Below are 20,838 nucleotides of genomic sequence, written 5' to 3'. Positions count from 1 at the left end.
GCCATTGGCAGGTATCAATGCCCGCGAGCTGAAGGCCCCGGATGCCTACCCGGTGATGATCGGACAGACAGGTTGCCTCAGGCTTTGACCAGATTTCCTGCCGCTTGCCGGTAACGACCGCGAGTATCGACCACCACCTTCGCGCACTTCCGGATCTGGTCGTAGTCAAAACGATCATGATCCGTGGCGACAAGAACGCAATCGTACCGGCCGATCTCGCTGGCACTCAGATCCACGCTCCTCAGGTCAAAGCTGTGTTCTCGCATTTTTGGGAAAACCGGTACATGAGGATCGCTATAGGCCACCTCGGCTCCGAGTGCGCGCAATTTTTCCATCAGCACGACCGAAGGCGACTCACGCATATCGTCCACGTTTTTCTTGTAGGCGATGCCAAGAACCAGGATCTTGCTGCCGCGGACGGAGCGCTTGACCTGATTGAGCGCGCCGATTACCTTTTCAATCACATAATCCGGCATGGATGAATTGATCTCCCCCGCCAGCTCAATGAAACGAGTGTGCAAACCATACTCACGGGCTTTCCATGTAAGGTAGAACGGATCGATGGGAATGCAATGCCCGCCCAGACCTGGGCCAGGATAATAAGGGACAAAGCCAAATGGCTTGGTCGCGGCGGCGCTGATTACCTCGTGGATATCGATATTCATTCGATCGGCGACGATCTTCATTTCATTGACCAGCCCGATATTCACCGCGCGATGTATGTTTTCCAGCAATTTGGTCAGCTCGGCGGCGCGCGTGGAACTGACGGGAACCACGGTGTCGATCGCTGCTCCGTAGAGAGCCATGCCGACATCCAAGCATGCGGCTGTATGTCCGCCGCATATCTTTGGAATGGTGCGCGTGGAAAAGTCAGTATTTCCCGGATCCTCTCGTTCCGGAGAGAACACCAGAAACACCTCTTGCCCGACAGTCAGCCCGCGCGATTCGATTCGCGGCAGCAGCTCTTCCTCAGTTGTCCCCGGATAGGTCGTGCTTTCGAGAGATAGCACCTGGCCAGGACGAAGATGAGGAATCAACGCATCCACCGTCCCAAGGACAAAGCTCAGATCCGGCTCTCGGTAACGGTTCAATGGCGTCGGCACGCAAATGATCAGGGCGTCTGCTTCCTTCGCTCGGGAAAAATCGGTCGTGACCTCCAGATTTCCGCTGGCAGCAGCCTGGATCTGCGCGGACGGGATGTGTTCGATATAGGTCCTGCCCTGGCGCAAGGCATCGATTTTTGACTGATCGATATCGAAACCGATGACGTGATAGCCGACATCCACATAGCGCAGCAGCAGCGGCAGTCCAACATATCCCAGCCCGACGATCCCAATTACGGCTCGCTTGCTGTCAAGTCGTTCCACAAGAGTATTTTTCATTTTTTCTCAATGAACTCAGGCATCAATAAAAATATAAAATTCCTGGTCAGGAAAAAATATTATATTGCGGTCATAAGCCGAAATTTAGTGGAAAATTCCCAAATCCTTATGGATTCTTCTTGTGGCGGGAAAATTCTGAAATTATTCCATTTTCATGTGACCCATCGAGACTCGGGCATCCAGCGCTCATATCTACACGCGGCAGTTGTGCCTGGCGCTCCGCGCCGCATTGCGCGCGCCACCTCGGTTTCCACCACGGATTGTGCATGAGCCGCCTTATGACACCTTACCCAGAGCTCTTGCCGCGGCTTCTCGTTCGCAACAGATCCCCATCGGATCATTCTTGTGGGAAGCATTCAATACTGGCCATGCACGCGGCGGCATCGCTCGCACGGAGAGCAATCTCCCTGGGCACGGCGAACGGGCGCTCTGCCTCGATCCGTTCGATATCGAATGGCATGCGCGGCTGGTATCGCATGCGCAGTGCGTCGATATGCCAGCGAGACCATGCTTCCCAATAAGCCTGGCGCTGCGACGAAATACCACTGTCCGAATAGCCTGTAGCGTCGGCGGTCATCAGGGAATCCGGCCGATGAGCCGCTAGCGCCAGCGGCTGCACTACCCGCCGTATGGCGGCATCGCCAAATACCAGGCGAAGGCGTGCCAGGAACTCGCTATCCGCGCCGGTCCGCACGCGATCCCAGGCACCCGCCCGCTTCAAGACCTTGTCCTTTCGAAACAAGAGCGACGAGGAATTCATGCGCATCAGCGGATGCACTTGCCGCGCGTAAAAGATCCCGTCGTCCTGCATGCGCACCCAGTACGAAACGGTCGCGATCAAGCGTGAGTCCTCCAGCAAAGGCCTTACCTGACGTTCGATCTTCAAAGGGTGCGACCAGTCGTCCGAGTCGTGGCAGGTAACGAACGTGCCTCGTGCATGGTGCAGACCGATATTCTTTGCCAGATAGGTGCCACCATTGCAGCCGAGACGTAGATATTTGACCCGGTGGTCTCGCGTTGCCCAGGCCCGCACGATGTCTGGCGTCTCATCATCGCTCGCATCGTCAATGATTATCAACTCTATATTTCGATAGCTCTGCCCAAGCACCGCGCCGATCGCCATATCGGCCCACCGCCCCGTTTGGTAGGTCGTCATGAGTACGCTGACAAGCGGGCCATCAATCGTCTTGATCGGTGCCGGGGCTTGCACATTGAGCGGCGATGGCGGCAGACCGGCATCGCAGAGTGACAACTGCGGCAATTGATATGCCTGCAAGAACGCATTCAGGCGGATCAACTGTTGAGCGGGTGCTCCTCGTTCCGTATTGGATCGATAGAGATGGAGTTCGGGGAACCTGCGCTGTTCTCCTTTTGCAAATGCCTCTTTCAATACTGCGCGAGCTTCGGAAAACGCAGCCGTCCGCAGCAATAGGGCCGCTCGCAGGGAAACCGACGCCGAAGGGTTATCGAGCATTTGTATCGCCAATTCAGGCATGAACGGGGCCAACGCACCGGCCAGTGCCTCACGATGCGGTCTGCAGTCCGCCCGCCGCAAGAACTCCCGGGCTTCTACCTCGGCTTCGCCCAGCCGGCCACATGCAGCGAACGCAACGGCCTTGGCAAACAGACCACGCCAATGTCGATCCGTGCGTGTTCGCTCAACAATTGCCGCATACATCTTCAGGCGGTAATACGACCAAAGCTCAAGACTGTTGCTGGCGCAACTGTGCGCATCTGCCTTTGCAAGGACATGCGCGAATCGGTTTCTGCGAAAATTCCACAGACAGATAAATATATCCAGCATGTCCATCATTAATAATCAATAAATAAAAAGAAAGTACAATTAATCAAAAATCTTGCATCATCCGCACAAGAATTACGTAACAGAAACTATAGACATGTAGCCAGGATACTGCCGTGGGTTTTTGCATAGTTCGAAGAATCCGGCACCGAAGTTCGAAACAAGGTAATTGTTCAATCTGGAAACCGACTCGTCATTTCCACCTCTCTTATTGAATGACTCATATAAGGAAGGCCCTGGATCTCCTGCCTCGACCGAAGGGAATGCATCCGACAGCGCATCGTTGATGGCAAAACAGCCGACGCCAAAAACAAGGGTATGCGCCTTCAGCCACAAATCATCTGCTTTAGGGGCATATTTGACCGCGGAAACGACATCCCTGACCTTGGGGTGGAAATGAAAAGGCGAATACAGCACCCCATCCTTTCCGGTCAGGACATTTCGTATCGATGGGTTAACTCGAATAACCTTATCCCACTTCCTGTATTTATCAGGACTATTACCATCGAATACTATCGAGCGTGCTCGATATCCGATAACGCATTTCCTCTCTTTGAAACAACGGTACAGGCCATCGAGCCAGTCTTTTGGATACAGCGTATCGTCATCAGCAGTCACAATCAAAGATCCCAGGAAATCCGCGGGCGGCAACGAGTAGACATGATTGATGATTGGCAATATCTTCCTGTAAGGGCCGGAATTATCAACGTAATGTATCGAAAATCTCCCTCTCTCTTTTCTGACCAAATTTTTCAATTGGTCCGTGATTTCCCCACATCCCTTGTCCAGCAGATAGGGGTAATTTGAAATATATAGTCTTACCTCATAATCTACCAGATCAAATTTCGCAGACAAGATAGATTCGACCACTTTATGAACAGATGCCAGCCTGGAACTAATTGTGGTCAGGCAAACGAATATTTTTTCCATTTTCAATAGCTCAATTATAATTTTTTCAATTTCTCAGCAACTGCGGGATCCAAAGTAAGGCATCATCCCCTCCTCCTTGTTTCCAGACTGTATGAGTCATCATGTATCGCATTGTCTCCAACGCAGTGCGATACATGTATTCCCGTCCCGACGAAATCGTGCCCAACCCACCCCGCGTCAAGACCAATGGCTTATTGATGGCCACGATGGCCTGGTCGCCATAAATTCGCTTCATCCGCGCCCGGAATTCAATATCTCCTCGTGTCCGAGTTGGCAGGAAGCCACCAATCTGGCCAAACACGCCACGTCTCCAGATGAATGAAACGGGACCGTCCCCCTCAATTTCGCCTGGGACGGAACCATCCGGCATCAAGCCGGACTCCTCTGAAATCCTCAGGTGCTGGGCATGTGTTGCCATTATTCCTTCATCGCAAACCAGCGGACCTGTCTGATAGATCAATCTCTCCGGATGAGATATATCATCATCATCCTGCACGGCAATATAGTCCCCCTTAGAAATACCTATTGCCGTATTTCTGGACTCATACTGTCCCTGGTTTATTTCATTCCGCATAAAGACTATCTCGCATCGCCCCGGATCGATTCCATTCATGGCCCTGGCAATCGTGTTCCTGAATGCCGCATCCGGGTTGCCGGGAGAGCAGTCGTCAACTAGGATTACCTGCAGGCGTACCCGTTCCTGCTTCACAATGGAGCGCAACGACAGATACAGCAATTCGAAATCTGGCGAGAATGTGGTCATGATTACGGAAACAAAGGGAAGATCATCCGTGTCCCCAACCACCTCAGCCGATTCCCTTTCCCATTTTTCCAGCACTCCCGCCATATAATCTCTCACCGATCCGTATCTCGACGGTGAAATCAATGTGTGTCTGAACCCGGAATCGATCAGACTCCTGTTTATATTTGATATAAATGGAATGTCATACCCGGAAATGGCGAGGAGCGAATCTCGTCGCCCCTCATCGAGCCCCAGTCTCCGGAAGTTTTCATGAAACCAGAGCAGGAATTTTGTGGCAACACCAAAAACAGCCAGCGCAACCAAACACCTGGCGGCCCAGATATTCGCATCATTTTCGGACGAAACATCAATAGAGATATTTTTCTCGAACAAATCAATAACAATTTCCGACGAATCGCGCCCACACGACATGCCCTTCACCAGGCTGGCTCTCCTCAAATCTCGCGAGAGCAATAGAAGAGATTTCTCAGACAGATGAAGAATTCTCTCGACCGTCGCCGCTCCAAAATCAGACTCGAACCCCCCAATCTCCTTCCGTATTGCCATTGCCTGGGTAATGAGAACAAATGAATCGGCGTCTTCGGATTTCACATTTCTTGCAATAAAATCTATAGCATCGGAATATCGTCTGCGCAATGCGAGCCCCTTCAGAAAACTCTGCCTGAGTCCCCGGCAGAACATCTTAAGTTCAGGGCAACTATTTTTTATTTTAGAGAATAATTTCTCGAAATTAGCAAGAAAAAGATCGGGTAAATCTTCAGAAGATAGCTCGAATGATAAATAAAGGAGATTGTCGATCTCCCTCACCTTTGCCTCATCATCTGCCACGAAATCGATCCTGGAAATTGCCTCCGACAAGTTGAACCCAATATTTTCAAGAACCCCGGTTATGTCTTGCGAATACCCCAATATTGAAACGAGATCATTGATTCTCTTTCGTTGTATCCTTGGGCTTGATGAAAGATAGGTAATGTATTGCGGTAAGAACCTCTCAATTGCACGCAGAAATCGCTGGCTCCTCCCTTCCGCGATGGCATTCTTGAAATCCTCTAGCGAGGGAAGATCATTGAAGTCACTGCTACGACTGTCGGCAGCCGAGAACAATCTCTCGAACTCTGGAAAATTATCCGGAATTTTGCACGGAGGAGGAATCGACAACAAAAACGCTGTTTCATCGATCAGGAAAGTCGAAATATCCTTCTTCTGATTCCTGGCCTGTGCCGCAAAGACCATGATTTCATTCATGCGCGGAGTTGTTCTTTCCTGGTACTCAGGATCGATAAAAGCCTGCCAGAATATCTCGGGATTTTTCGATCTGTGCTCCAGGAAATCGGAAAATAGTTCGCGCAACCGGTCATCTAGCGTTGACGGTTTTGTTGCATCGCACAAGCAATGAATTCTGGCTTCATCATGGCGCAATATGGTATGGTTGACGTCTTCACTATAAACGGACATTTTCGACACCTCGATATTCAAAAACCAATCCCCAATTTCGTGAGGACGTCGTTCATTGCTGCTGCAGTTCGTAGAAATAAAAATCCGAGAACGACGAGTATTTTGAATTCCTCTCTCCGTCGCTAGGGTAGTCATTCCTGATAAAATCGATCAGACGCCAGGACGCAAGATTTTCATCGATCCAGTTGGTGAATCTCCGTCTGCGCAAGTGAACCTCATCTCCTGCGACAGACTCCTGTTCGCATGAATAGATCAACACGAACCGTGTCGAACTCCGAAATAGCATCGACATATATCTCTCGAATAGATCATCTTCTACCAGGTGAAATATCACATCCAATGATAATGTCAGCTCGGCGCAATCCGAACTCTCGATAAAATCGTCGACCACAAGGAATGATTTTCCTGGATCCGTCGAGAATTTGTCTTTGCACACCTGAATTATCGCGGGGCTTATGTCAACACCAATGTAGCGCCCTACCGAGAATTTTCCGAGCTGATTTCCATCGCCACAGCCAAATTCTATGAGTTTGTCTATTTTATTATTATGGATGAACTCATTGATTATTCTGGCTTTGAATTCGGCAAGCCGCCCGTATGATCCATATCCGGAATTTCCTCCTTTGAGATACCTGTCATTCCAGTATTTTGCACTGGAAAATTCCTGCTTTCCGGATGAAATTCCGGGTGGAGAATCAATCCGCATCGGATGGATTTCGTTACCTGCCCTCAATTTTTCTCTCTCTGTTTTTTTCTTGTTGGCTATACTGCTCTGACGATACCTTTCGCCGTCGCATCCGATCATTAATTCCATGCGCGCATTGGCACGCCTTAGCATTTCGCACTCTTTCCTGATTCTTATTGCCTGGATCTCCGCTGCGGATTTTTCATTGGCTATCTTGTCGATATTATTTTCTTTCTCTTCCGCCAATTTCCCCAGGCGTTTCAGATTCTGCATCAATCTTTTCTTTTCAGCCTGAAAATCCAGAAACGTCTCGGTCGATTGCTGCTGCAATGCGCTAAGGAGGAATCGAAAATCCTTGACAAAAATGACATGACCAATAAGCGGGTGCCGCCCGGCTTCGGTGGCGATACAGCGATACCCGCGTGCGCAGAGGAAGCGCGTCAATTCGGATAGGCTCGCTCCGACTTCCGGCGGAACCACGCTATCGAACAGCGTGCGCAGCGTGATCACGTCAAAGCGGTCGAGCTTGTCGGCAGCGCTCTGAAGGATCGGCAGCGCAGGCAAGCAGTCCACCACCAGCCAGTTGGCGGAAAGGGCCGCTCCCTGCTGAAGCCTCTCCAATGTAGTGGTTGGCAGGGCCAGTTGCGCCCGGCTCTTGAGATTCGGCCAGAGGCCATGAAGTCGCGCCGGATCCAGCAAGCCGCTTTCCGCGCTTTGGCTCGCCACATGGAAGGTGGCGGTTCCGGCATTGGCAGCGATAAAGCGCTTTTGCAGGTCCCATCCCTCATGTCCGGCAATGCTGCGCTTCAGGTGCACGAACTGCCCGTCATCAGCTTCTACAAGCGTGACATTGGGCACGTCTTCCTCCAGCAGGAGTTGTACCCACCTTCCTGCGCCGGTCCCTGCTCCAACATAAAGAACGCCGTCTGGAGGATGAAGCACAAGGAAATGCCGCATCCATGAAAAAACCGAGGGCGATAGGGTCCTGGATTTCATGCCCGGCTCGTCCTTTCTTGCCGAAACGCCTTGACTTCACGACGAAGCGCCATCGGCAACTTCAGCCAGCCGAGCGGCGAGCCCAAACCGGCAAGCAACTTTGCGCCGAGCCGATATGAGAGATGCCGCATTGCGCGTTCGGCTTCGTGGACATCACGGTATTCGTGCAAGGGAACCCCGAGCTGAGCATGCTTTGCCGCCTCGGCACGGAATTGCCGCGTCTCACGCAGTAGTGCCCAGGGCATGGTGATCCACCCGCCTATGGAGCGGGACCGCAGAATCATCGTCGTACCCAGACGGTAGGTCAGCCCGTGTTTGATGCGATCAGCCGCTCCACGGTATTCAAGCGCCGGCCTGAAGTTGCGAGTCTTCAGTTGGTCGGCGACCTTGGCCGACCGCATCTCACGATGATGCCGCTCCTGTTCTTCCTGCATCTGATGAAGCTGCTTGAACAGGAGTTGATTCTCCTGCTCGAGCTCCTGCCGTATGTCGATCCGGCCTTGCTCTTCCGCCTGCCGGCTGTGGTCGGCCAACCGGAGTCTGAGTTCCGCCAGTTCCTCTGATCGTTCGATTGCCAGCTTTTCGCTCGACAGCAAGGCATCGACTCTTTCGCGCTGTTGCTTGCACTCGAGATGACTGCGCTCCAGTTCCGTCTGGATTTGATAAAGCTGCTTGAGCAGCAATTCGTTTTCTTGTTCGAGCTGCCGCCGCGATGCAAGCTGCATGTCCATCTCTTTGACTTGACTTGCCCGGTCGTCAGCGAGCCTGGCTCCAGCATCCAACCGCAGCTTGAGTTCCCCGAGCTGCGCCAGGCGTTCAGCCGCAAGCGCTTCGTTGTGCGTCAAGGACGCGATTGTTTCGCGTTGCAGCTTGGCCTCGAGATGGTAGCGCTCCAGTTCCTCGTGGGCCTGCTTGAGCTGTGCGTGCAAGAGCGCATTTTCCAGTCCGGTCTCGCGTTCCGTTGCGAGCCGGCCTTGCGCTTCCTTTAGCTGGGCAGACTGTGCTTCGGCAAACCGGGCTCGAGCGGCCATTGTCGTCCCCAGCTCGCCAAGACGTGCCAGCCGCTCGGTCGCAAGTCGCTTGTAGAGCATCAATGACTCTGCTTTCTCGCGTTGATGCCGGTAGTCGAGGCGAAGACTATCCAGCGCCTCCTGGGTGTGGGCCAGGGAGGACCGTAGACTGTTCAGTTGGACATGGCGTGCAGCCATGACACGCCATGCGCCAAGGGCTGCATTGTCCACAGGCACACGCTCGATGAGCGGAAGATCCGCAACGGACTGCAGTTCCTCGTAGATCTGCTGCGCCTGGGGAAACTGCTGGAGCAAGGCCTCCGACAGGTACTCACTCAGCGCATCCGCTGGCGGGAATGGCGTACCGACATCGTCCGGGCGCGACGTGGCCGAGGCGGCGGTGCCTTCCGGATGCGCCGCGCCGGACCGCTGCTCAGATTGCGCTTCATCCTCCCCCGCATGGGGAATCCCCAAGGGCGTGTTCAATGGCGCGCCGATGCGTGCCCGAACCTGCTGGAGGTAGTGGTTAGCGGACAATCGGACCTGTCCTGTATGCACCAACAGGGAACGATCGGTATTGCGATGGAAAAAATGCAGCAAGGCGGCGTTGTAAGCGCTCCAGTCATGGATGCGTTGCCGCAGGTGCTCGTGTGTCAGCTTGGTGTCGGCATCCTCGATCTGCGCAAGCAAGCTCCGCGGGCTGTCGTATGCAAGGATGAATGTGAGTCTCGGGTCAAGCGACTTCCAGTAATCGAGCAGATGAACGGCTTGTGGATCCGCCCATCCCCAGAGCGTTTGATCCAGGTTGCCGAGCATCAGGTCAAGCGCCATGCCGTGCCAGATCGGACTGGCTTCAATCTGCTGAAGCTGGCCATCCGCCCCGGTCTTGTTCAGGGGAGATACGCCATGAGCCTTCAGAAGAGTGGCGCCGATTTCTACCGGCATCAGCTTCTCCCGCCGAGACGGCAAGGGACGGCTCATGCCACATTCGTTCAGCAGTCGCTCGACATCCTGATACTTCGACGAGTGATGGCCGACAATGAGAATCTTGTTCATGGTCACTTCCTGTGATCGTTCCATACCGGGACGCCGTTCGACAAAGTGCCGGCGCCACGCCGAGTCCCCATCGGAGAAACGCCTCATCCAACGCCGAATATGGCGAGCGTCCAGCGCAGCTTTCCGGAAATATCGAAGGGGGTACCGTCAAGTACATCGAGTATCACAAGACTGGCAATGCACGCGAGACGCATCCCGAGCGTCTTCAACCTGTGAGCGGCGTAGCCGATATCCGCGGAGCCGGCTTTGGCGTAGAACGACGCATTGATCTGGGAGGCGCGTATGACGTAGTTGCGCAGGCGAGTGCTTGCGGCCTTGTCGAGGGGCACGCCGCTGGACCAGAACTCGTCCAGGCTCCCCAGGAAGGTCACGCCCTCTTTCGCATAAAAGCTGCGGCCAAGCACGATGACCGGCACGCTGTGAAAGAGAGCCTGCAATCCGACCGTCGAATTGACTGTCACCAGGCCCTTGCAGCGCTGCAATAGCGACGGCAGATGTGCGTCATGCACGTAGGCCACGCGCGATGCCACGCCGAGGCGTCGGGCGCAAGCGCTGATCATCCGCGTGTAGTCCGTGTGACCACGATCCATCGGATGGTGTTTGATCACCAGCATGGAGCCCGCAGGGGCGTATCGGGAGAACGAGAACATCGTCCACTCGATGAAATCCTCGACGCGCCGCCATGGGCTATGCATGCGGATCTGACTGTCGTTGTGGACCTGCAGCGCAACGAGGAAGAACGGTGGATGATCGTGCGACAGCAGTCTCTTGATCGTTCCCTTTTCCCTATGCAGATACAAAGGCCGGCGATAGCCGGCCCGCAACCAGCACGACAGCTCTCGCAAGCCGAACGGCTTGTGGTGCCGGTATTGAGGGTAGCGGCAGGCGCCGGCCAAGCCAGCGGCGAAGTACAAGAACGAGTACCACGCCATCTTGCGGAAGGTGTGATGGAATGCAAGGTGCCTGGGCGGCTTCGCGATATCCGGTATCTGATCCAGCGACAACGACCCCAGCGGGGAGTCGGCATTGACACCGCCGGCCTCGAGCGTGATGTAGTCGGGGCGGACATAGCCCTCCTCGAACACCCAGAACGCGATCCCCTTCTTTCTGGCAACCCTGGCAGCGATGCGATGAGGACGCCGGCAATCGCCGAACACGACAATGGCCTCAATCCTCTCCCGGGCCAGGAACGCAAGCAGAAAATCCTCCCAGCCGCCCATCTTGTCGCGGAAGCGCAGGATATTGCCGGTGTGGTAGAACAGATCGTCACCACCGTTGAAATTGATCTTCCAGACGCAACTGCCGTACTGCTCGAGTTGATCGCGCAAGCCCGCAAAGAAGGGACCATTCGGCCCTTGCAGCAGCAGGATGCGACGATATCCGGCAAGTTGGCCGATGCTCGCCTGCTCCACCGATGCTCCGCCGGACGCAGTAGAGGAAGCCAACGACGACGTCGATCCCTTCCCGGCTCGTTCTCGTCGGGCGATTCCCGGATCAGCCTGGCGACCGATCGTATTCCGGCGATCTCTCAAGAGTAAGTGCATGATCTTTCCAACTGACCCTGACTGAGTATTCATGGCGCGTGTCAATGAGGGTGTCCAATCTCCGCAAGCTAGAACAGCAATCGAGCCAGTTCCCGTGCCTTGCGAAACTGCCTGCCTATCCAATGACTGCCGATACCAGCCGGTGTCCGGCTGCTATCCGACAGATGCGCGACAACGTCCTCGACCGAGCAAAACCCTTCCGCGCCAGGCAGGCGATAGCGTGGATAGCTGCAAAGCGTCACGAACAGGAGTTCGTCCAGCGACAGGCGGCGCTGGCGATGCGGTAGCGGCACGTGATCGACCGTCAATCCCCAGCCGGCATAGAATGGCGCGCCGTAGCAATGCACTTTCCGGCCTTGCAGCAGCGCTTCAAAGCCGGTCAGCGAGGTCATTGTGTGGATCTCGTCGGCTGCGCGAATGCAGGCGCTTATGTTCGCCCGTGCCACGATCTGGTCCGCCAAGGCGGCAAGTTCCGTGGCGGCGACAGCGCCGTGGCGGTTGCCCGCCACCACATCCGGGTGCGGCTTGTAGACAATCCATGCGTTCGGGTTGGCCGCGCGCACGGCGGCCAGCAGGTCCAGGTTCTTTCTTATCCGCGGGGACCCGAACTGGATGGATGCATCCCCTTCCACTTGTCCGGGTACAAGCAAGACCTTGCGGCTGATGCTGTGCTCCGGCAGCGAGAACGCGCCACCCAGGTTGTATTTGCTGATCCCCAGCCGAGCAATGCGCTCCCGGATCCACGTCACGCGCAGCCGGTCCGCGTCACTGAGCCGGACCGTGGCAAGCATGGTTTCCATGCGGCTTGGCCGGCGCGGATCGTAGTAGATGCCGGGGCCATCGAGTGCCAGGGAAAGCGGAACATTCAGGTCGGAACCCAATCCGGCCGAGCGGACAAAGCCGTCCTCAATGCGAAGCACCGGGACGCCATGCTCGAATGCGGTGGAGCGAAGCAACGGATGCCGGCTCCCCCAGACCACCAGGCTCGCATCGGCAGGCAGCCCGGCGACCTGTTCTTGCGAAAGCCTTTTCACGAACTTCAACCGGTTCGACGGCATGCTCAGGAACGGGCGTACCACGGCGCGTTTCCAGATGCTCATGCCAAGGCAATACAAGGTGCCACGATGTTCGTCATTCAAGATCTTGTTGCGAGCAAGCCAATCGATGGCATCGAACAAGGTGCCGGCTGCGCCGGTCGCGGGGTCGAGATAGTGGGTGTATTTCAGGTAGGCCGCCGCAAATAGTTGCTCCAAGGTACGGCAGCAGGCACGCCGCTGGCGCAATACCCCGCGCTCCGGGTGGCGGTCGTCGGTCAGCCCCCAGCCCGCATACCACGGTTGCCCAAAACACGTGACAGGTTTGCCCAGCATCAGCGCCTCGAAGCCCATCTGCGAGGTGACGACATAGACACGGTCGACCTGCTCGATCAGCGACAGCGGACAGCAGTCTTCCGCGAGCCAGTGGACCCGTGGCAGTTCCCTGCCTATGTCCAGGTAGCCGGATTTGCCGCCGGACAGCACCTCGGGATGGGTCTTGACCCAGATTTCGGCGTCGGGCCATTCACGCAGCGCGGCGTTCAGCATGGCTGCGAACGTTGGTCCGCCGGCCCCGCCCAGCACCACCGACATATCGCCGGAGGTCTGGTCGACTACGAGCACTCGCGCAGCGCCACGCCGTTGCGGCAGCAGGACGACCGGTGCGTGGTTGTATTTGGAGAGCCGATGCCGCAGGATCAGGCCGATGCCACGCCGCGTCTGTGCAAGCAGGTCGTCATCCAGTTCCGCCTGCCCGATCAGGATCTCGAGGCGAGACGGGCTCCCGGCGTCGTAGTAGATGCCAACGTCATCGATCACCATCGAAACCGTACCCTGCTGCTTGCCCGGTGCGATGGACCGCAGGAAGCCGTCCTCCAATGCCAGATAGGGCACTCCGTGTTCATCCGCCAACCGGCGAGCCCGCAGGGCGCTCGGCTTGCGGCCCCAGCCAGCCATCGCGCATACGCTCGCTGGCGAACCCGGGCGCCAGGGAGCAATCGGCCGATACCGGCAGCCAAGCAGCGAAGCGAGGTGAGGAATCCGCAGAATCCCGCGAGAGACGACTCCGACCACGCGGTGCCGTGCACCGGTCCGCAGCCAGGGCGATTGCGGCTCCGCCCTCGCCGCGTCCATGACGGATGGCAATGAATCATCGCGATATGACATAGCTCGCCTCACAACCCCAACACCACCTTGGCCGAAATCGCCAACTGATAAAGAATCTGAAACACATCCTTCGCGAACTGCCGCGTCTTCATGTCCACCCGCGGCAGCACCAGGATTTCGTCGCCCGGGCGCACCTGCGTGCCCCACTTGCTTTCCGAGAAGCTGCCGTCGCGGTGGGCGACGATCACGCGGGCGCTGTCGGCGTTCTGCGAGTAGCCGCCGGCCTGCTGGATGTAGTCGGCCACGCTCATGCCGGCGTCGAAGGCGACGGCGTTGGGGAACAGGACTTCGCCGTTGACGATGACGAGGCCGTCCTTGACCGGCACGCGCAGGATGTCGCCGTTTTCCAGCAGCAGCTGGTCGCGCGTGCTGGCCCTGGCGATCAGGGTCTGGCCGGTGGGATCGATCTTGCGGGCGCGCTCCACCCATTGCAGGACCAGCGCGGCTTCTTCCTTGCGCAGCTGGGCTTCGTCGGCGGTGCCGGAGCGGGCGGTGAGCACGCTGGATTCGAGGCTGCGCAGCGCGGTGCCGAGCAGCACTTTCTGGCGCGCCTTCACGCTGAGGCGGTAGAGCTGGATGCTGTCGGCGTCGGACTGCGGCGTGAACGCGACCTGGCTGAGCAGCTCGCCCATGCGGCTGCCGTAGGGCAGCACGAATTCCTGCGGGCCGGCGTGTTCGCCTTCCACGCGCACGGTGATGGTGCCGGGGCGCTTGTCGGCGGTGAATTCGATCTCGTCGCCGTCTTGCAGGACGATTTCCCGGTCCTGGGAGATGGGGAAGTATTCGACATTGCGGATGGTGCCGGTGTTGCGCACCACGCGTACGTTGGTGGCCGACGGCAGCGGCTTGGCCAGCCGGGCGATCTGGTCGAGCCGCGCCTGTTCGCCCTGGAATTCGAAGCGCCGGGCGTTCTCGGCGAGGCCGCCGACCTTGACGGTGTGCTTGCGCGGCTGGACGAAGATCACGTCGCCGTTGTTGAGCTGGCGCGTGGCGAGCTCACCCTTGAGCAGGAAGTCGTAGAGGTTGACCACGGCGAGGGTCTGGGTGCCGCGCTTGATGGCCACGTCGAGGAAGGAGCCGCGCTCGGGGTCGATGCCGCCGGCCTGGTCGAGGTAGCGCAGCACGCTGTCGCTGGAAGTGCCGTTGTACATGCCGGGGCGGTAGACGGCGCCGGTGACGTACACGCGCACGGGCTGCGCGGCGAGCAGGCTGGCGTAGATGGAGACGCGGCTGGCGAACACGCGGCGCAGCGCGGCGGTGACGGCGGCCTGCAGGTCGGCGTTGGCGATGCCCTGCACGCGGAACGGGCCGACCTCGGGCAGCAGGATGTTGCCGCCGGCGTCCACCGCGAGCACGGTGTCGAGGTTGTAGCCGTTCCACATGCGCAACTGGATGCGGTCGCCCACGGAGATGACGTGGCTGGGATTGAAGACCGATGCGCTCTCGCGGCTGAAGGCGCCGGTGAAGAGCTGCGCGCCGAAGGCGTCGCTGGCGAGGTTGGCGACATAGTCATCATTCTGCGGCGCGCTGTCCGGCACGGGCTGGGCGGGACGTGCCGGCACCGTGGGGATGGCGGCTTCGGCGGCCATGCCAGTGGCGCCCGGCGGCGGCAGGCCGCCCTGCGCGGCGAGGGCGGCGTAGTCGGGCTCGCCGTTGATGGGAGCACCGATGCGGGCACCGGCGCGCGCGCCGGCCTGCGCGTGCGCGCCTTGCGTTGCGGCGCTCATGGCGAACAGGAGGACGAGAAGAAAACGAAGCATGGCTAGTCCCGGTGATCGCGGATGATGGCGCCGAGCAGCTGGAGCACGCCGGCCAGCGCCAGCGCCGCCAGCACGAACACGGCGATGTTGTAGACGCGGCGCGGTTGCAGCGGATATTCGGGCAGCGTGGGGCTTTGCACCACGGCCACGTTCTTGAGCTTGCGCGTGGCTTCCATGCGCGCTTTCTCCAGCGCGCCGAGCGCGGTCTTGTAGAGGTCCTGGCTGAAGCCGGCGGCGGCCTGTAGGCGTTCGTGTTCTTCCACCACCTGGTTGAGCGCGCGGTTCCTGGGCGAGGTCATGCGCGCGCGCTGCGCGCCGATCTGCGCCTGCACGGCGGCGATCTGCGCGTCGATCTGCTGGATCGCGGGCGACTGCGGGGTGTAGACGTCCTTGAGCGCGGCGCGCCTGACGCGCAGGTCGGCCAGTTCCGCCTCGGCGCCGGCCACCACGCCGGAGAGGCTCTCGACGTCGCCGCGCGGCGACACCAGCCCGTTGGCGTTCTGGTAGGCCAGCAGCGCCTGGCGGTCGGCCTTCATGCGTTCGCCCAGCACGCGCACCTGGTTCTCGATGTAGACGACCTGCTCGCCGGCGACGCGGTGCGCCAGTTCGTTGATGAAGCGCTCGCCTTCGCTGGCCAGCAGGCGCGCGATGGCCTGCGCCATCGCCGGCGTGTAGGCCTGCGCGCGGATCACCAGCGTGTGGGAGAAGTCGTCGTATTCCACGCTCACGCGCCCGAGGTAGTACGCATGGAAGCGCTCGAACGAGGCGTCGGCCGGCCACAGGCGCGACAGGGCATCGCGCTGCGCGCTGCTGTAGTGCGCCTTGAGCGCGAGCCGCGCGTCGAGCTTCCTGAGCATGTCGGCGGACAGCAGGTATTCGCGCAGCAGCAGCAGGTCCTGCGGCGCCGCGCTGGCGCCGAGCAGCGAGGCATAGAAGTCGGTGGCGGTGGCGCCCACGGCGTCGCTGCGCTCGACCACCACCTTGGCTTCCGACACGTAGCGGTCGGAGGCGACCACGCCCCAGTAGACGGCGGCCAGCAGGCACGCGCCGATGGCGATGCGCCAGAGCCAGCCGCATTGCTTGAGTTGCCCGAACAGCTTGCTCACCTTGTCATGCTCTTCTTGTATGCCTGGATGGCGTCATCCACGCTGTCGAAACGGTAGGCGCTGCCTTCGTGCAGCCAGACCGCGGATTCGCAATAGCTGCGCAGGGTCGATTCGCTGTGTGACACCATCACCAGGCCGGCGCGCCCGGCGAGATCCTGGAAGGCCTGGCGGGACTTGACGTTGAAGGCGGCGTCGCCGACCGCGGTCAGTTCGTCGACCAGGTACATGTCGAACTCGAAGGCGATCGACAGCGCGAAGGCCAGCCGCGAGCGCATGCCGGACGAGTAGGTCTTGACCGGCGCGTCGAACGCCGCGCCCAGTTCGGCGAAGTCCTCGATGAAGGCGAGCTTGTCGTCCAGCCCCGCCTGCGCGCCGTGGATGCGGCAGACGAACTTGGCGTTCTGCCGCCCGCTCAGCGAGCCCTGGAAGCCGCCGGAGAGCCCGAGCGGCCACGACACGCGGCAGCGCCGTACCACTTCGCCGCGGTTGGGCGTGTCGGTGCCGCCGATCAGGCGCAGCAACGTGGACTTGCCCGCGCCGTTGCGGCCGATCAGCGCGATCCGGCTCGACGCGGGGATTTCGAGCGACACGTCGCGCAGCACCCAGCCGTCCGTCGGCGCGCCGCGATAGCGCTTGTGCAGGCCGGAGATCCTGATCATTGCGCCACCAGCCGCGTGGCGAAGCGCCGCTGCAGGGCCAGCCCGAACAGGACGCTGCCAAGCGACCATGCCAGCAGGTAGGAAAGGCTGGCGTAGGCCTGCCCGCGATAGGCCGGGAAGAAGCCGCCGCGCATGGCCTCGAGCCCGTGCAGGATCGGGTTGAGCAGCAGCCAGTCGCGTGCCGGGCGCGGCACGCTGGCGATCGGGTACATCACCGCGGAGATGAAATACAGCGGCGCGAAGAACAGGCTGACGATGCGGCCCAGCTCGGGCACCAGCGTGCCCAGCGTGGCGAGGCTCAATGCCAGCCCCACGCCCAGCAGCCACAGCAGCGCGGCGGCCAGCAGCACCTGCAGCGGGTCGCGCGGCCACACGTCCACGCCGGCCAGGCCGCAGGCGGCCAGCAGCACGACGAACACCAGCCCGTAGAGCAGGCCTTCGAGCGCGGCGCGCACCAGCACCGCATCGACCGGGCGCACCTGCCGGTACGCGAACAGCGCGGCGTTGGCCTTGATCGCCTCGGCGCCGCGGCCGGCGACGTTGCGCACGAGGAAGAAACCGAGGATGCCGACCAGGATGAACAGGCTGGACGCCATGCCCGGGATCAGCACGTGGCGCACCACGCCGAACAGCAGCATCAGGAAGCCGATGTGGATGGCCGGCTCGAGCAGCAGCCACAGCCAGGCGCCGCGCTCGGTGGCCAGGCGCGCATTGGCCTCGCGCAGGAACAGGGCGCGCCACACCGAGAGGGCGACGGAGAAACGGGAGCGGACGACGTTTGAAGGCATGCTCGGACAAACCATGACCATTGGCCGCCAGGCGGCCGGGGGAGCGTGCTGGAGAGTGGCGCGCGAGCGCACTAGCCTTCGCCGCACGGGGGCCGCGGCGGGAAGCGGCGGGCGCCCGGCAGGCAAGCCCGGCACCCGGCAGACTTCACCGGCTAAGACAAGATGGCCGCGAGGCACGGTGCCATCGGCTGCCCGGCCTCGTTGCCGCTACCTTCCAGAATATCGCTGCGAAAAATGCGTTGCAGCAGCGTGGAAATAGTACGTGACCGAATGCGGCTTGCGCACCAGACACTTCCCAAGCATGCGCGGCATGTTTCTGTCGGCGGGCGCGATCGATCTGATGCGGCGCGCGCGTATCAGCCGTTTCCGCCAAGGTAGCAAGACGTTTCCTGCGCGCCGCGCGCCGGCGTCCTTACGCGGCGGATTCGGGCGACAGTTGCGAAGGAGAATGCGGGGGCAGATGCGAAGGCAGATGCGAAGGAAAGCGCAGCGCGAAACGCACGCGCCCCGGCGCCGGGCAGGTGGCTTCCGCTTGCCCGCCGTGCAGCGCCATGATGGCCTGCACGATGGCCAGGCCGAGCCCGTTGGATTCGGCCACGCGGCTGCGCGCGGCGTCGCCGCGGTAGAAGCGGTCGAACAGGCGGTCCAGTTGTTCGCGCGGGATGGCGTCGCCCTGGTTCTCCACCGACACCACGGTGCTGCCGCCCTCGCGCGCGCCGCACAGCCGTATCACGCTGCCCGGCGCGCCGTAGCGCACGGCGTTGACCACGAGGTTGTTGATGGCGCGGCGGCACAGCAGCGGGTTCGCCCACAGCATGCCGTCGGCCGCCACCTCGAAGCGCATGCCCTTCTCGTCGGCGAGCCCTTCGAAGTATTCGGCGATCTTGTTGAGCTCGGCCGGCAGCGCCACCGCGGCATGCTCGATGGACAGCCGCGCGTGGTCGGCCTGGGCCAGGAACAGGATGTTCTCGGCGATGTTGCCGAGCCGGTTGAGCTCTTCCAGGTTGGATTCGAGCACCTCCTCGTATTCCTCGGGCCGCCGCACCTGGCTGAGCGCCACCTGGGTCTGGCCGATCAGCGCGCCGACCGGCGTGCGGATCTCGTGCGCGAGGTCGGCGGAGAACTGGGAGAGCCGCTCGTAGCCTTCGCCGAGGCGGTCGAGCATGGCGTTGAACGCGCCCACGAGGCCGCGCAGCTCGGCCGGCGCGCCGCGCTCGTCGAGGCGCACGTCGAGGCTGGCCGGGCTGATCTCGGCGGCGCGCGCGGCGATGCTGCCCACCGGCCGCAGCCCGCGCCGGATGGCGAAGAAGGCCAGCGCGGTGGCCGCCAGCATGCCCACCAGCGTGGCCAGCAGCACGCGGTCGCGGTAGGCGCCGAGCATCTGCATCTCGTTGGCCAGCGGATGGGCGGCGATCACCTCGACCATGCTGCCGTCCTCGTTCGAGCGCGCCAGCGCCGCCGCCCAGTAGATCGGCACGCCGTCGCGCAGGCGCGTGCGCAGGATGGCCTCGCGCGTGGGCGCGCTGCCATCGCCGGCCATCAGCGCGGCAAGCTGCGGCGGCACCGCGAGGTCGTCCGGGTTGACGCGGATGAACGGCGCCTCGCCCGGCCGGCGGAAGATCAGCACGTCGCGCTCGGCGCCGAGCATGGTCTCGAACAGCAGCGGGCGGTGCTTGAGCTCGGCCACGGTGTAGACGTCGCTGGCCAGCCGGCTGAAATGCGTCACGCGCCCGATCAGCTGGAGATCGGCGTGCGCCTCCATCGAGGCCTTCACCGACTGGTAGAAATACGCGCCCAGCGTGCCGATCACCACGCAGGCGATCAGCGCGAACGACACCGTGGTGCGCACCGTGAGCGACCACGGCCGCCGGTACCAGGTGACCATGCCGGTGCCAGTGCCGCTGGTCATGCGCCCTCGCCGAAGGTATAGCCGATGCTGCGCACGGTGTGGATCAGCTTCTTGTCGAACGGCTGGTCCACCTTGGCACGCAGGCGCTTGATGGCCACGTCCACCACGTTGGTGTCGCTGTCGAAGTTCATGTCCCACACCTCGGCGGCGATCAGCGTGCGCGACAGTGCCTCGCCCTGGCGCTTGACCAGCAGGTGCAGCAGCAGGAATTCCTTGTTGGTCAGCGTGATCTCCATGCCCTGGCGCGTGACCTTGCGGCGCAGCACGTCGAGCTTGAGGTCGGCGAACTCGAACAGCTCGGCCTCGCGCACCACGCCGCGGCGCAGCAGCGTGCGGATGCGCAGCACCAGTTCGACGAACGAGAACGGCTTGACGAGATAGTCGTCGGCGCCCAGCTCGAGGCCGTGGATGCGGTCGTTGACGTGGTCGCGCGCGGTCAGGAAGATGACCGGCAGGTCGCGCCGCGCGCGCAGCGTGCGCATGATTTCCCAGCCGTCGATGCCGGGCAGCATCACGTCGAGCACGACCAGGTCGTAGGGATGCTCGAGCGCCATGTGCAGGCCGTCCGTGCCGGTGCGCGCGAGGTCGACGGCATAGCCGCTTTCGCGCAGGCCCTTGCGCAGGTAGTCGCCGGTCTTGGGATCGTCTTCGATGACGAGGATGCTCATGATGCACTGCCCGGTTGTGCGGATATGGCTGTCATTCTAGCGAGCGGTACGCGCGAATTAGTGACAAATTTGTCACCAAAAAGTCACCAGCGCGACCCGCCGGCGGCCCTAACCTGCACCTCGGT

General features: G+C 60.2%; 14 protein-coding genes. All 14 read right to left on the bottom strand.

Annotation, left to right across the window (positions count from 1 at the left end):
• Positions 1 to 77: 77 nt before the first annotated feature.
• Positions 78 to 1,382 carry a nucleotide sugar dehydrogenase gene (locus ACWTPI_RS09435; protein WP_454731539.1) on the bottom strand — a complete coding sequence of 435 codons (1,305 nt, stop codon included), beginning with the start codon at positions 1,380 to 1,382 and terminating at the stop codon, positions 78 to 80.
• 337 nt (positions 1,383 to 1,719) lie between these two features.
• Positions 1,720 to 3,195 carry a glycosyltransferase family 2 protein gene (locus ACWTPI_RS09430; protein WP_454731538.1) on the bottom strand — a complete coding sequence of 492 codons (1,476 nt, stop codon included), beginning with the start codon at positions 3,193 to 3,195 and terminating at the stop codon, positions 1,720 to 1,722.
• A 63-nt stretch (positions 3,196 to 3,258) separates the two neighbouring features.
• Entirely contained in the window at positions 3,259 to 4,113 is an 855-nt protein-coding gene (locus tag ACWTPI_RS09425; protein ID WP_454731537.1) for a hypothetical protein, read from the bottom strand.
• Positions 4,114 to 4,138: 25 nt separating this feature from the next.
• Positions 4,139 to 6,352, bottom strand: coding sequence for a glycosyltransferase family 2 protein (locus tag ACWTPI_RS09420; protein ID WP_454731536.1), 2,214 nt, complete (start codon positions 6,350 to 6,352; stop codon positions 4,139 to 4,141).
• 31 nt (positions 6,353 to 6,383) lie between these two features.
• On the bottom strand, positions 6,384 to 8,012 hold the full coding sequence (locus ACWTPI_RS09415; RefSeq protein WP_454731535.1) for a class I SAM-dependent methyltransferase: 1,629 nt from the start codon (positions 8,010 to 8,012) through the stop codon (positions 6,384 to 6,386).
• A complete protein-coding gene (locus ACWTPI_RS09410; protein WP_454731534.1) occupies positions 8,009 to 10,078 on the bottom strand; it encodes a hypothetical protein in 2,070 nt (689 codons plus the stop codon). Before ACWTPI_RS09410 ends, ACWTPI_RS09415 begins: the two co-directional genes overlap by 4 nt.
• 83 nt (positions 10,079 to 10,161) lie before the next feature.
• Positions 10,162 to 11,622, bottom strand: coding sequence for a capsule biosynthesis protein (locus tag ACWTPI_RS09405; protein ID WP_454731533.1), 1,461 nt, complete (start codon positions 11,620 to 11,622; stop codon positions 10,162 to 10,164).
• Between the two features lie 68 nt (positions 11,623 to 11,690).
• Positions 11,691 to 13,613, bottom strand: coding sequence for a capsular polysaccharide biosynthesis protein (locus ACWTPI_RS09400; RefSeq protein ID WP_454731532.1), 1,923 nt, complete (start codon positions 13,611 to 13,613; stop codon positions 11,691 to 11,693).
• A 218-nt stretch (positions 13,614 to 13,831) separates the two neighbouring features.
• Positions 13,832 to 15,583 carry an SLBB domain-containing protein gene (locus ACWTPI_RS09395; protein ID WP_454731531.1) on the bottom strand — a complete coding sequence of 584 codons (1,752 nt, stop codon included), beginning with the start codon at positions 15,581 to 15,583 and terminating at the stop codon, positions 13,832 to 13,834.
• A gap of 2 nt (positions 15,584 to 15,585) precedes the next feature.
• Positions 15,586 to 16,689: a chain-length determining protein gene (locus ACWTPI_RS09390; RefSeq protein WP_454731530.1), complete on the bottom strand. Its 1,104-nt coding sequence runs from the start codon at positions 16,687 to 16,689 to the stop codon at positions 15,586 to 15,588.
• Positions 16,686 to 17,348: an ABC transporter ATP-binding protein gene (locus ACWTPI_RS09385; RefSeq protein ID WP_020203681.1), complete on the bottom strand. Its 663-nt coding sequence runs from the start codon at positions 17,346 to 17,348 to the stop codon at positions 16,686 to 16,688. The genes ACWTPI_RS09390 and ACWTPI_RS09385 overlap by 4 nt, the downstream gene beginning before the upstream one ends.
• The gene (locus tag ACWTPI_RS09380; protein ID WP_020203682.1) at positions 17,345 to 18,136 is read right to left on the bottom strand and encodes an ABC transporter permease; all 792 of its coding nucleotides are present in this window, start codon (positions 18,134 to 18,136) and stop codon (positions 17,345 to 17,347) included. The genes ACWTPI_RS09385 and ACWTPI_RS09380 overlap by 4 nt, the downstream gene beginning before the upstream one ends.
• A gap of 412 nt (positions 18,137 to 18,548) precedes the next feature.
• Positions 18,549 to 20,021 carry a heavy metal sensor histidine kinase gene (locus ACWTPI_RS09375; protein ID WP_454732464.1) on the bottom strand — a complete coding sequence of 491 codons (1,473 nt, stop codon included), beginning with the start codon at positions 20,019 to 20,021 and terminating at the stop codon, positions 18,549 to 18,551.
• A 20-nt stretch (positions 20,022 to 20,041) separates the two neighbouring features.
• Entirely contained in the window at positions 20,042 to 20,713 is a 672-nt protein-coding gene (locus ACWTPI_RS09370; protein ID WP_020203684.1) for a heavy metal response regulator transcription factor, read from the bottom strand.
• Between the last annotated feature and the right edge of the window lie 125 nt (positions 20,714 to 20,838).

This window comes from Cupriavidus ulmosensis (assembly GCF_977008105.1).
This window is presented reverse-complemented; position numbering and strand designations above follow the sequence as displayed.

What these genes read in the sequence shown, in the direction of transcription:
- ACWTPI_RS09435 (WP_454731539.1), bottom strand. Translation starts at nt 1,382, where the DNA reads ATGAAAAATACTCTTGTGGAACGACTTGACAGCAAGCGAGCCGTAATT.
- ACWTPI_RS09430 (WP_454731538.1), bottom strand. Translation starts at nt 3,195, where the DNA reads ATGATGGACATGCTGGATATATTTATCTGTCTGTGGAATTTTCGCAGA.
- ACWTPI_RS09425 (WP_454731537.1), bottom strand. Translation starts at nt 4,113, where the DNA reads ATGGAAAAAATATTCGTTTGCCTGACCACAATTAGTTCCAGGCTGGCA.
- ACWTPI_RS09415 (WP_454731535.1), bottom strand. Translation starts at nt 8,012, where the DNA reads ATGAAATCCAGGACCCTATCGCCCTCGGTTTTTTCATGGATGCGGCAT.
- ACWTPI_RS09410 (WP_454731534.1), bottom strand. Translation starts at nt 10,078, where the DNA reads ATGAACAAGATTCTCATTGTCGGCCATCACTCGTCGAAGTATCAGGAT.
- ACWTPI_RS09405 (WP_454731533.1), bottom strand. Translation starts at nt 11,622, where the DNA reads ATGCACTTACTCTTGAGAGATCGCCGGAATACGATCGGTCGCCAGGCT.
- ACWTPI_RS09400 (WP_454731532.1), bottom strand. Translation starts at nt 13,613, where the DNA reads ATGGCTGGCTGGGGCCGCAAGCCGAGCGCCCTGCGGGCTCGCCGGTTG.
- ACWTPI_RS09395 (WP_454731531.1), bottom strand. Translation starts at nt 15,583, where the DNA reads ATGCTTCGTTTTCTTCTCGTCCTCCTGTTCGCCATGAGCGCCGCAACG.
- ACWTPI_RS09385 (WP_020203681.1), bottom strand. Translation starts at nt 17,348, where the DNA reads ATGATCAGGATCTCCGGCCTGCACAAGCGCTATCGCGGCGCGCCGACG.
- ACWTPI_RS09380 (WP_020203682.1), bottom strand. Translation starts at nt 18,136, where the DNA reads ATGCCTTCAAACGTCGTCCGCTCCCGTTTCTCCGTCGCCCTCTCGGTG.
- ACWTPI_RS09375 (WP_454732464.1), bottom strand. Translation starts at nt 20,021, where the DNA reads ATGGTCACCTGGTACCGGCGGCCGTGGTCGCTCACGGTGCGCACCACG.
- ACWTPI_RS09370 (WP_020203684.1), bottom strand. Translation starts at nt 20,713, where the DNA reads ATGAGCATCCTCGTCATCGAAGACGATCCCAAGACCGGCGACTACCTG.